We start from the raw sequence: 12,626 nt of genomic DNA, 5'->3' as shown, positions 1-12,626 counted from the left end.
CATTTTGAGATCTCCATTGGTTCCATTTTATTGGAAATCTCATCAATGTCATGGTCTTAAATTTGGGGGAAAGGTCAGAGGTAATGGAAGCCCGTATCGAAATTCACAATCCTTCTTTCCTATTAAGAGAGTTACTTGAGAGATTCCGTGAATTTAAGTTCGCCGAAAATTTCGATATGAAGGCGGCTCTTACTTCAGAGATCGAATTTGTCTTTGGCCCGCCGGGAACAGGTAAGACGACCCATCTTGCTGATAAGGTGCTAATTCCTAGAATGATTGGGAACGATAAGCAAAGAATTATCGTGTTAACTCCAACCAACAAAGCGGCTGATGTACTGACAACCCGCATAATAGATTGCATGGGTGATAATACAAGTTATGTGAATTGGCTGGTTCGATTTGGAACATCTGCTGACGAACGAATCGAATCCGCAGGAGTTTGGCGCGACAGATCGTTCGATATAAGAGCTTTAGACCGTTCAATAACTGTCACGACGATTGCTCGTTTTTCCTATGATGGTTTTTCCGGCGAAAACGGCTGTAAGCTTTATGACTTGGATTGGGATGTTATTGTTATAGATGAGGCTTCTATGATTTCACTAGCAAGCATCATCTATCCTCTATACCGGCAGAAACCTAATAAATTCATAATTGCCGGGGATCCGTTTCAAATTGAACCTATTGTTTCTGTTGAGCAATGGAGAGATGAAAATATCTATACTCTCGTTGGTCTGAACAAGGTAGGATCTTTTTCGAGACCACATACAGAACCTCACGATTATCTGATAACAAATCTTGAGACACAGTACCGGAGTATCCCAGCTATCGGGGAGTTATTCAGTCGTTTCACTTATAATGGTGTTCTGAAGCATCATCGTGATTCCAAGTCCCAGCGACAGCTAAGCTTCAAGGGCTTCAATTTAAAACCTATCAATCTAATCAAATTTCCAGTAAGTAAGTATGAGAGCATCTATCGACCAAAGAGGCTGGAAAGTGGCACTCCTTATCAGACATATTCGGCGTTGTTTACATTTGAGTTTGTTCGTTGGTTAGCAGATCAAATCGAAACAAATAGTACTGGAACGGTTCGAATCGGCATCATAGCTCCCTATCGTGCCCAAGCAAGCCTCCTAAGTAGACTTAATGACTCATGGATTAAAAAGCCAGATGTTGTGGATGTTCACGTTGGAACGATCCACGGGTTTCAAGGGGATGAATGCGACATTATCATCTCTGTTTTTAATCCTCCACCGACAATCTCAAAAGACTCTCGGATGTTCCTAAACAAACAGAATATCCTAAACGTAGCTATAAGCCGGGCGCGAGATTATTTGTTTATTGTTATGCCAGATTCGCAAACCGAGAATGTTGAAAATTTGCATATGATCAATGAGATAGAGAAACTCGCGATGCAAGGCGGTGAGTTCAGTGACTACTTGACCCATGAGATTGAGGAGATTATTTGGGGCAATCAGAAACACCTCGAAGATAATACTTTCTCGACTGGTCATCAGATGGTGAATGTTTATCGGAAACCCGAATACTACTACGAGGTACGAAGTGACGAGTCGGCGATTGATGTCCAAATACATGAGAGGATAGGTGATTAAAATGGCCGCTCTGCGTCATTCGCTTAGTTGATACATTCCAAAGTTATATTCAAGACATGCCGATTGATGTGGGTATATTTAGCGCATTTTCAAAGGTCATTGATTAATGTGTCGGTTTAAATATCTCTATTAATCAATGTCTTATGATTTCTTTTGAGGTTAACCAACCTATTTAAAATTCTAACGTTCGTCAATGCTAGTGAATGCTAAAAATTAACCAACTTCATTAAAAAGAGATGGTCTTGAAACCCTTTAATTGCTGACGTGTCCTTAACCAACTTATTAATAGATTCACAGGAGTCAGAGCCAATACCTTACAGCGGTTTTGCTCTGACTCTTCATTCCTATTGCTCACTGGTATTTACCCTCCGCCGCTAATAACTTTGGTAAGTAAATGTGATATAACCTAATATAAAGATTTTTTGTTCGCCTATTAACTACAAACTAAATCTTAAAAAACTAACCGCTGCTATTACATCAATTTATTGATAAAACTAAGCTTCAATTTTTAAAACAAATTCCTTCACAAATTCTACAAACTTTTTTGTAGGTTCTGAGGTAAGCAAAACTTGTTCTGTAAATAAATTCGATTGCCCAAGTACTACATTTAAAGAAGAGCCAGGCTTATCCCTCTGTCCCATAACAGTAATAATTGCTTTCTGCTTTTTAGCTTTTTCCGCAACTGCACGTTGTGGAGAATTATTTTCGGTGTCCCATTGAAAAACTTCGCTAAGATGTTGATCTGCTTGTGAAACTTTTTCTGGGTAGTTGCTCTGAAGCATAGGTATCAGCAAATCCTCTAGTGTTCCGACATTTTGTTCGTTGCCCCAAACATAGAGAGACTTATCTTCAATTACTCTTCCTGAAATATATCCGCTGTCTGCCCAATCTGAACTCATGAAATTACCATCAGAAATATCAGATAATTCCTGTCGTAATTTTGTTGCTATTTGTTCAACTGTCTGAATATCTGCATCATATAGAAAAAGATATTTAATTGAACTCGTAATACTTGTGGCATCATCATAGAATACATTAGCTACATTGACTAACGGAACTAAGCGTCGAATAAATTGTTTAATTTTCTCATATTCATCTTTACCTCCAGAATTGAAAATAAATACATAATGATTCTCTTTTGACATTACTGTGTCGGGAAGAAAAAATTTATGAGCCATACTAAGTGAAAAATCATCAGCTGCATGGCTGTTAATTATATTTTTAAATAATTTTCCAAATGGGTAAGGCATTTCTGAAAGTTTAATATTCTCGTTTTTAAAAGCTAACAGGCGACTAAATACTAATTTAACAAATGCAGAATCGTGAGGTCCCTCACAAAAAAGTACTAAGATATCCTTTTCCATACTTATTTTGCCTTCCTTAAATCAACATCACCTGCCTCTAATATTTTTCTATACATCTCTCCACTAAACTCTCGTACAATAGTGTTACCGCTGTCTTTTCTTACAAAAGCGTGAAAGCTAAAGTCGCCATCACATTCATTTGGAATGTTTGTTATAAATGAATCAATACATTCCTTACTGTGAGATGTAAGAAACACTTGGACGTTGAATTTTGTGGCCAAAGAATGAATAAATGGGACAAATGTAGATAGCAAATCTGTGTGGATCGCGTTTTCAAATTCGTCGATTAAAATTACTCCATTTTCGCAAGAAGCGAATAGCAACGAAGTGAAAAATATCCTTTGCAAGCCTTCTCCATACGAAGTTAAATCTATAGATGTGTCAAAGCTATCATCCGTTACTAAAAAACGTTGAAACTCGTCTACCAATCTAATGTCCTTTATGCTTGGTATTATCTTCTCTCTTATAAATTTGAATATTTCTGGTAAAAGTTTCGACTGAACACTTTTATGGTAGTAGGCCGTATAATGATGCGCCTCATTCAAAAAGAATGGGCTGCTAAACGCTACTTTTGCTAACAATTTTATTGAGTCAGCTTGAGTTTCTCTGTCTCTACCTTGGTAGATGCGCACCATTGCTTCTTGTTGCACAGATTCATATGAAGAAAGCATTTCAATTGATTTTAGATATCTTGTTCTATCAACATCTCTGCTTTCTTCGTAAAGAGGGCGAATCTCAATTGAACTTTGCTTCTGATCAAAAACACCTTCGACGTGTATGTTATTGGTTATTTGATCTGCTAGCCATTTCGCTGGTATGTGGTTTTCAGTGATTTTAGCTCGTCTTCGAATTACGTCGATAAGACCGTTAAAATCATTTTGTTTACAAAGTAAGTATACGGCTTCTAGAAAAGTTGTTTTTCCTGAATTGTTTAATCCTGCGAACAAGTTTATTTTAGAAATTTTATTAACTGACACGCCTGATAATGATTTGTAATTTATTATTTTAATTGAAGAAAAATGGCTGTCAATTTTATCGTAAAAAACAGATTTTTGTTCCACTCCAATAATGTTACTATTTCTTGATTTTTCGACAATTGTTCTTAATTTTCCTAAGGCCTCTTCTAAAACAATAGTTTGATCTGAGGATATAGATAGCTGGCTTAGTGTGTCTACATCACTTACTACAGATGATATTGCATCTTTTATTTTTTCTTTAAAAATAAGATCACTTGTTCGGAATGCTTCATTAAGGTTTCTATATTGTTTTAGTTTATCCAGCGCGCTAGGATCTTTTATAATCTTCGATAGGGTTACAATATCATCTCGCCTAGTTATTACAGGATCTAAATAGTTCAATGATTTACCAGAGTACTCACTGTCTGAATCTTCTAAATCTTCGTCAGTTTCTCGAGACATCCAACTGAAGAATAGTTCTGCATTCTCAGAGCTTTTTGCTATGCCATTAGTTTCGTCCCATCCAATCCAATCTTTTAAAGCTGTATTTCTTGCAGCCTCCCTAAATATTGGAAACATGGACTCATTAAACTGATCTCCATAATCAGAGCTTATATATTGATTAGCAATTGCAAGGGCTCTAATACTGCGTCTAAGTTCCATTTTGCTAATAGCTATTCGTTTACAGATTTCGTCCTCTGGCATGCCATGCTTTAAAGCTAGTGCTTCAAGTAATTTGGCTTGGTTCCATTCACCCCATTTTCTATTTCCACTAATGTGTTTTAATCCCATTAATGTTAAATGGTGAACTTCGTCAGCATCATCATACAAGACGACAGGTACAGAACTGAATAATGAAGGGTCAAGTTTTCCAAGATCAATACTTTTTGTTTCATGCTCGTTCTGTAGTATCTTTAAGGCGGCGATACGTCTATTACCTTCTACAACAACGTAACCATTGTCGATTCGTCTTACTTGAATTTGATCTACAGGTAAATAACCATTTGATTTAAAGCTATCAATTAAGTCCTGCACATTTTGATTTTTTTCACCAATGACTAGACGTAAAGTTCGGCCCGCAACATCTTTATCTTTCACTTTGTCGTCAGTGACATCTACCTGCTCTTGTTCATGAATTAACCTAAAATTATTGGGGTCTAAATAAAGATTTTTAAGGCTAACCTTCCGTGAATTGGAGGCAGAAATAGCAGCTTCATCTGACATTTTAAAACTCCAGAATGCGTAACATTTAATGTCTGTCAATACCTATTTTATATCAGAAGCATATTGTATTTGATGTTGAAATCATAGTCTTGCAGTTAAGAATTACCGCCTAGCATTGACTGTAGTGACACGCTGAATTCTGCAACCTAATTAAAGGTGTTATGAACTACTTGGTCAGCAATTGGCACAAACCAGACAACCAAATCCACAAGCCCGCGCTTTTCCTCCCCGTGCAGTGAGCCGTGGTTTTGGCCGGTTTTGAGGTTTTAAGCCGACAACTTTTTGAGCGGGGTGACGTTAGCAGCCGCTGCCCCGTGGTTTTAAAAAGCAGGCGGCGCCTCAAAAGCGAGTCAAAACCACGGGCTTTCGAACGATCCCGGGGTCGTTTTTTATGTCACTTTTTGTCGATACAAAAAGTGACTCGCCCGCGGAGGCGAGTCTCCGCTGCTACAGCGCCCTCAGCTGCAAGCTGAAAATCAAAGCCAAACCGCAGGCCAAACCTTCCACACAATAACTGGTTACAACTCAATAATTGCCCGCACCATCACCCTCACCCTATAGTGGTTAAAACTTATATTCAGTGGCCTTTCCCAAAATTTAAAACCATGTACAGCGTTGGTAATATTCTCATTTGTAACACTTATTTGTGAAAAAATGGCGATGGTGTTGCATGGCGCAAAGGTTAAATATGGCAAACCCTGGCATCAGGATAAATTATCACTGCGATAAAACCAGCCCCAGCTTTGGGGTGTTCGCAGTCTGCAAACAGGAGTATTGACGTGATAAAACTGCTAAACCTTGCCCTGGCTGGTGTTGTTGCCGGCACTATTTTTATGGCCAATGCCGATGCTAAGCAAGCGCCCAAGCCGGAAGCAGCAGCTGAGCCCAATCAGCTGTACAACACTGTGGCCGAACTCGACACTTTGGTGTTTGCTGCATTTAACCGCTGTGCTGAGCCGGGGCAACTTGATAAACATGCTGGTTTTTTTGCACCGGACGTGGAGTTTTACCATGACAACGGCGGTGTTACCTGGACCAGGGACGAGATGATTGCTGGCACCCGCAACAATGTGTGCGGCAAGTTTAGTCGTGAGCTGGTGGCAGGTAGTCTGAAGGTGTATCCCATTAAAGGTTTTGGCGCCATAGCACAGGGTTCACACCGTTTTTGCCAGTTCGCAAGCGGTAAATGTGAAGGGCTGGCAGATTTTACGATGATCTGGCGCGAGCAAGAAGGCAAATGGCAGCTTACCCGGGTACTGAGTTATGGTCACAGGCCTGCGCCTTAGCTGTTCGCTGAAAGTGGTTCGCTGAAAGTGGTTTGTTGAAAGTTGTTTTGTGACAGTTGATGTTGATGTTGATCCGGCATCAGTGCGCAGGGGCATTTTTTGTTTGCCAACAAAAGCTCTTCACAGCAGATATACAGCAGATATAAAGGAGGCTGAATTTTGAGACTCAAAGGAAAAATTGCTTTAGTGACAGGCGCTGCAAGGGGCATAGGCGAGTCTATTGCACTGCATTTTGCTGGCGAAGGCGCTTTTGTTTATGTCACTGATATTGACGAGGAGAATGGCGAAAAAGTTGCCCTGGCCATAGGGCAGTGTGCCAGATTCCGCTTGCTGGATGTGCGGGATGAGCATGGCTGGCAAAAACTGACAGCGGACATTCTTCAGGAGCACGGCCGGCTTGATATTGTGGTCAATAACGCAGGTATTACCGGTTTTGAAGAAGGTTTTGTGCCGCATGACCCTGAACATACCAGCTTAGCTGCCTGGCGCAAGGTGCACGAAACCAACCTGGATGGCGTGTTTTTAGGTTGTAAGTATGCAATTAAAGCCATGCGCGCCACGGGGCAGGGTTCCATTATTAATATTTCTTCGCGCTCTGGTATTGTCGGTATTCCAACAGCTGCTGCTTATGCATCCAGTAAAGCGGCGGTGCGCAATCATACAAAAAGTGTGGCTTTGTATTGTGCCCAGCAAAATTTAACAGTGCGTTGTAACTCCATTCACCCTGCGGCAATTCTCACCCCAATGTGGGAGCCCATGCTCGGCAATGGCCCGGACAGAGCAGCTAATATGGCGGCTTTTGTGCAAGACACGCCATTGCGGCGTTTTGGTTTACCAGCGGAAGTTGCTTGTGTTGCTGTGATGTTGGCGTCTGATGAGTCCGCTTATCTGACAGGCACAGAAATTAATATTGATGGTGGTATTCTGGCAGGTTCAGCCGGAACGCCAGCCAAATAACGGCTGACAATCATCAGCTGCTGTTTTGTGTCTGCATCTATGCTTGTTTGCCGGTGAAAGCTGCCGAAGCCAAGTAGAACCTGCTTCGGGCTGATGGCAAAAAAACGCGAAGTTCGGATCCAACCTTCAGGGCACGCAAATAACAAAAGCACCATGCTTGTTATTGACAGCTTAATTTGTTATCTGTATGTAAATATTAGCTTTTTACCTGCCGGTAAATTCTGTTTAGCCAATTTAGCTAGACATGACCGCTGTTTGATAAATAAGGACATTCAATGAAACATTTATTTGTGCTGCTTTTTATGCTGCTGGCCTTGGGCTGTGCCAGCACAAAAAACAGCTTTGTATTTGACGGCACCACGGCAAAATCCACAGAGCAGGGGGTGGTTTATATGTCTAAGCGCTTAAAGCCAGCGCAGCACATCGAGTTTTTAATGGCATTGCTGGCCATCCAGTTTTCTGATGTAAATAGTGCCTATGACGTGATTGATGATCCAACCATGATCAACCAATTTAACTACGCGGTGATTGGTAAAAAAATTCACGGTTTAACCTATACCGAAGTATTGGCATTAGCCAAAACCTCGCCCACTAAAGTGTCGGTAGCGCAGTCAGCAATACAGGATAAATAACAGGCACTAAGCCGCTATAAACTCACGCTTTGGCCCACAAAAGTGCTGTGTTGATACTGTTTTGTTATCTGCACAGCCACAACGGCTTCACCCAACTGTAGTCGTTATGCTGGTTATACTGCTGTAGCTGCGGCTATCAAGGCTCTTCGGTTTTTTCAGTAGTTCAGACGTTTGGCCGCGCCCCCCAACTTTTCAGCATAAAGGAAACCATAATGAGCCAACGTATCATTGAAGTTGTGCCTTATGATGAGAACTGGGTGAAACTTTTTGCAACAGAAAAACAGTTGTTGCAACAAGCACTTGGCGCTAATCTGCTGTTGGTTGAACATATTGGCAGCACTGCTGTGCCTGGCCTTGCTGCCAAACCCATTATTGATATTCTGCTTGAGGTGGTGTCTGTTGCCGCATTGGATGGGCAGCTTGCGGCTATGCAGGCGCTGGGTTACCAGGCCAAAGGTGAGCATGGCATTGCCGGCCGGCGGTATTATCAAAAAGGGCAGAGCAGTCGCAGCCATCATGTACACGCTTTTCAAAGCGGTGATGAACATTTGTTACACCACAGAGCTTTTAAAGCCTATTTGCTGGCACATCCGGCTATTGCGGCTGAATATGCACAGCTCAAACAGCAGGCGGCCAGACAATGCCAGCATAACAGCGAACTTTATATGGCCTATAAACAGGATTTTGTGTTGTGGCACCAGCAGCTGGCACTGCTTTGGTACCACAGTTAATGGCGCTTTTTGCCATTAAAGCCGATAAAAAAGAAAAGGAAGTGTGATGAACTTTGCCCAAAACCCCAATTTTTATCTGCGTTTGGCAGGTGTGGCTTATCTTGCCAATATTGCCCTTGGTTTATTTGGTGAAACTGTGGTGCGTGGCACTTTAGTGGTGGCCGGGGATGCTGCGGCCACCGCCGCCAATATTGCCAACTCGCCCGGTTTATGGCGCGCCGGTATTGGTGGTGATTTGTTAATGCAGCTGCTCGATATCCCTTTGATTGTGCTGTTTTATCTGCTGTTAAAGCCGGTGCATCATGGCCTGGCCATCACCGCCACTTTATTTAATATTGTGCAAACTTCGGTGCTGGCGGTGAATAAACTGGCGTTAGTGGCACCTTTGCTACTGCTTGCCCCTGCTGCTCAGGCAGCGATGCCGGCCGAGCTGCTGGCGCAGCTAACGGCCTTTTGGGTGAAAATGCACAGCCATGGTTTTGGTATTGGCCTGATCTTTTTTGGTGTGACCTGCATCATTCGGGGTTATCTGATTGTTAAGTCTGAATTTTTGCCTGCATTTTTGGGTTATTTACTAATAGCAGCAGGTGGCAGTTATGTATTAAATAGCGCCGCCCAACTACTGGCGCCGGATCTTGCTACTTTGTTATTCCCCTGGGTGCTGGCACCTTCTTTATTGGGTGAGCTGGCTATTACTTTGTGGTTCTTATGCTGTGGCCTGAAGACAGCAGCCTGGCAAGCAAAGCTAAATAGTCCTGCAGCAGTGCTGGCTAAGTAACACAAAGCAGCGGAGGAACCAGAAAGCAAAGGCGGCAGTGGAGCAACCGCCATATATTGCTGGCCGGCTGAAGAAGCTTTTGGGCCAGCGGTGTTTTAAGTGTAGTATGTTGTTTTTTAAATGGATTTAACCGGAGGTTTTATGAAATTAGCCGCAGTAGTGATGCTGGCGTTATTGTCAGGCTGTGCTGCGATGCAGGGCAGCGCAGAGCGTACTCGGGCCAGCACTATGGATATTATTGCCGCTGCAGCAGCGGCAGCGCCTGAAGGGGTGGTGGGAGAGTATCAGCTCAGCATTCAGGCTGCCGGCACTGATGGCCGGGCAGTTTATTTAAATACCGAACTGGATTATCGCGACCAGCGCAATATTACTATTGCAATGAGCCCGGCAGTGGCTGCAGCTCTGGCCGGTACTGATGCAGCTTCGGCCCAACAATATTTTGTTGGCAAAAAGTTGTTGGTCAAAGGCCAGGCGCGGCGGATGAAAATTGACTTTATGTCGCAGGGTAAGCCAACGGGTTTGTATTATTACCAAACCCATATCAGGGTGAAAAAACCGGAGCAAATTAAGCTGTTATCTGACAAAGCAGCCTGATACCGGCACAGGCCTTCGCCAGAATATGGCTTTAGCCAACATAAAAAAAGGCATCGTTCAACGATGCCTTTTTGTTATTGAACGCTGCTGTTTGTTTACAGCAAAACGGTCGGCTCAACCCAATTGTTGCAGCTGTTGGGCTGCGGCTTTTTGGTCAAATACCCCTTTCACTACCTGCCAGCTCACTGCTAAAGCGCCGATAATAAAAATCACGTCGCCGAAAGTGCGGATCCAGCGCAGTGCATGCAAAATGTCACTTTGCATAAAGGCTTCACTGCGGGCGTACCATAAACCTTCGGTGGCGCTGGCATAAAACTGAATAAAACCAATTGGTAGCAGGCTGGTAAATAACATCAGCACCAGGCCGCCGTTCATCCACCAGAACGCGGTTTTCATCAGCTTTTCATCGAAGGCCAGCTGTGGCCGGATATAACGCAGGATCAATAAACAAAAACCCAGCGCCAGGAAACCATAAACCCCAAACAGCGCAGCATGAGCGTGGGTTGGCGTGGTGTTTAAACCCTGCAGGTAATATAAAGCGATTGGTGGGTTGATCATAAAACCCAATACACCGGCGCCGAGCATATTCCAAAACGCCACAGCAACAAAAAACATCAAAGGCCATTTAATATCAGCCATCCAGGGCGCTTTGTGTTGTAAACGCCAGTTGTCCCAGGCTTCATAACCCAGCACCACCAAAGGCACGACTTCCAGCGCACTAAAAGTGGCACCCACCGCCATGACAGGGGTGGTGGTACCGGAAAAATACAGATGGTGGAAAGTACCAGGAATACCACCGAGCATAAATAACGAAGCTGACGCCAGGCTGGCACTGGTGGCAACAGTGCGCGACACTAAGCCCATGCTGCTGAAAATAAATGCCAGCGACACAGTGGCAAACACTTCAAAAAAGCCTTCTACCCACAGATGTACCACCCACCAGCGCCAGTATTCCATCACAGATAAATGGGTGCGCTCGCCATAAAACAAACCAGCGCCATAAAACAGCCCCACACATATTACCGAAGCGGCAAAAAGTGCCAGCAGGTTTTTATCGCCCGGTGCTTTAAAGGCCGGTACCACAGCACGCAGCATCAGCACTAACCAGAACAATACCCCAACATATTTAATAATTTGCCAGAAGCGGCCAATGTCGATGTATTCATAACCCTGATGGCCAAACCAGAAACTTAAGTTCGCCGGCATGATCTGCATAATGGCAAAGTAGTTACCGGCAAAAGAGCCTGCCACCAGCACCACCAGAGCCCAGAACAGCACATCAACCCCAAGTTTCTGATATTTAGGATCTTTACCGCCGTTAATAATGGGCGCTAAAAATAAACCTGCCGCCAAAAAGCCGGTGGCAATCCAGAACATCGCCGCCTGAATATGCCAGGTACGGGCCAGGCTGTAGGGCAACCATTCGGTGGTATTTAAACCATAAAAACCATCACCTTCGACCGTGTAATGCGCGGTAAAACCACCCAACAGCACTTGTAGGGTAAATAACGCCACCACCACCAGAATATATTTGCCCAAAGCCCGTTGTGACGGTGTCAGTTTTAACCGGGCTATAGGGTCCAGTTTGGGCGCGGCTGGCTCTTCTTCATCATGCTGGCGTAAAAAGGCCCAGCCCCAAATCAAACCACCCACACCTGCGATCAGCAAAATAATACTGACCAGCGACCAAATCAGGTTTTCTGCTGTGGGTCTGTTATCAATCAGCGGCTCATGGGGCCAGTTATTGGTATAAGTGGCGCCTTTGGCAGTGCGTTCTGTGCTGGCGGCCCAGGCAGTCCAGAAGAAAAACTGCGTGAGCTCTTGCCGGCGTTCCAGCGAGGGCAGGGTATTGTTTTTCATTGCATAATTGGCGCGGGTTTGCGCAAGCGCCGCATCGTCGCCAAATAACGCCAGATAATGGGCGGCGGTTTGGGTGATGGCCTGCACCCGGCGATCACTGAGCAGCAGCGTATCGCTGTTTTTGTCATAAGTATTAGTGCGATAGGCCTGCTTTAACGCAAATTTCAGCTGATGTTGCTGCGCTTCATTCAGGCTGGCATAGCCGGTGCCAAATTCAGCCTGAGCGGCCAGCTCCAGCCAGGCAGTGAGCTCACGGTGCAGCCAGTCGGCTGTCCAGTCCGGCGCCTGATAAGCACCATGGCCCCAGATAGAACCCAGCTGCATACCGCCCACAGATTGCCAGGCGGTCTGACCGTCTAAAATGCTTTGTTCGGTCATCAGTACCTGACCGGTTGAGTCCACTACTTTGGCCGGAATAGGTGGGGCGGAACGATAGACTTCAGCACCAAAATAACCCAGCACTGAAAAGGTAATTGCGAGGATGGCGATTAACAGCCACCAGAGTTTACGATAGCCGGCCATAAAGACCCCCTGCAGTGTGATAAAGATGCGGACTGTTCATATGGTATTCCTGTGTTGTTTTTTGCGCCGGGGGTTCCACGGCTAAGCTGCTTTGGCAATAAACAGGCCAGAT

At 44.1% G+C, this 12,626-nt stretch carries 10 protein-coding genes; 7 read left to right on the top strand and 3 right to left on the bottom strand.

The annotated features are described in order from the left end of the window. Positions 1 to 83: 83 nt before the first annotated feature. Complete coding sequence (locus N3Z11_RS06765; RefSeq protein WP_260656396.1) at positions 84 to 1,610, top strand: ATP-binding protein; 1,527 nt, start codon at positions 84 to 86, stop codon at positions 1,608 to 1,610. Between the two features lie 494 nt (positions 1,611 to 2,104). Here N3Z11_RS06765 and N3Z11_RS06760 read toward each other — a convergent pair whose 3' ends face one another. Together N3Z11_RS06760 and N3Z11_RS06755 are read right to left on the bottom strand one after the other, a co-directional pair. Continuing rightward, entirely contained in the window at positions 2,105 to 2,974 is an 870-nt protein-coding gene (locus N3Z11_RS06760) for a DUF3226 domain-containing protein (protein WP_260656395.1), read from the bottom strand. 2 nt (positions 2,975 to 2,976) lie between these two features. Further along, a complete protein-coding gene (locus tag N3Z11_RS06755; RefSeq protein WP_260656394.1) occupies positions 2,977 to 5,154 on the bottom strand; it encodes an AAA family ATPase in 2,178 nt (725 codons plus the stop codon). 779 nt (positions 5,155 to 5,933) lie between these two features. On the opposite strand from N3Z11_RS06755, the gene N3Z11_RS06750 reads away from it, so the two are divergent. The 6 genes from N3Z11_RS06750 (at position 5,934) to N3Z11_RS06725 (ending at position 10,132) form a co-directional block, all read left to right on the top strand. Then, a complete protein-coding gene (locus N3Z11_RS06750) occupies positions 5,934 to 6,440 on the top strand; it encodes a nuclear transport factor 2 family protein (protein ID WP_260656393.1) in 507 nt (168 codons plus the stop codon). Between the two features lie 159 nt (positions 6,441 to 6,599). Then, a complete protein-coding gene (locus N3Z11_RS06745; RefSeq protein ID WP_260656392.1) occupies positions 6,600 to 7,397 on the top strand; it encodes a glucose 1-dehydrogenase in 798 nt (265 codons plus the stop codon). Between the two features lie 275 nt (positions 7,398 to 7,672). Beyond that, positions 7,673 to 8,029 (top strand): hypothetical protein, encoded by a 357-nt coding sequence (locus N3Z11_RS06740; RefSeq protein ID WP_260656391.1) that lies wholly within the window; start codon positions 7,673 to 7,675, stop codon positions 8,027 to 8,029. 212 nt (positions 8,030 to 8,241) lie between these two features. Further along, a complete protein-coding gene (locus tag N3Z11_RS06735) occupies positions 8,242 to 8,760 on the top strand; it encodes a GrpB family protein (RefSeq protein ID WP_260656390.1) in 519 nt (172 codons plus the stop codon). A 46-nt stretch (positions 8,761 to 8,806) separates the two neighbouring features. Further along, positions 8,807 to 9,538, top strand: coding sequence for a DUF4386 domain-containing protein (locus N3Z11_RS06730; protein WP_260656389.1), 732 nt, complete (start codon positions 8,807 to 8,809; stop codon positions 9,536 to 9,538). 141 nt (positions 9,539 to 9,679) lie between these two features. Beyond that, positions 9,680 to 10,132, top strand: a complete 453-nt coding sequence (locus tag N3Z11_RS06725) for a hypothetical protein (protein ID WP_260656388.1) — start codon at positions 9,680 to 9,682, stop codon at positions 10,130 to 10,132. A 114-nt stretch (positions 10,133 to 10,246) separates the two neighbouring features. Here N3Z11_RS06725 and N3Z11_RS06720 read toward each other — a convergent pair whose 3' ends face one another. Continuing rightward, complete coding sequence (locus N3Z11_RS06720) at positions 10,247 to 12,514, bottom strand: nitric-oxide reductase large subunit (RefSeq protein ID WP_260656387.1); 2,268 nt, start codon at positions 12,512 to 12,514, stop codon at positions 10,247 to 10,249. Positions 12,515 to 12,626: the final 112 nt, after the last annotated feature.

Origin of the sequence: Rheinheimera sp. 4Y26 (assembly GCF_025245835.1) — a bacterium.
In the GTDB taxonomy this organism is placed as follows: Bacteria; Pseudomonadota; Gammaproteobacteria; order Enterobacterales; family Alteromonadaceae; genus Pararheinheimera.
Note: the sequence above shows the minus strand (reverse complement) of the source record. Positions and strands in the feature narration are given on the sequence as shown.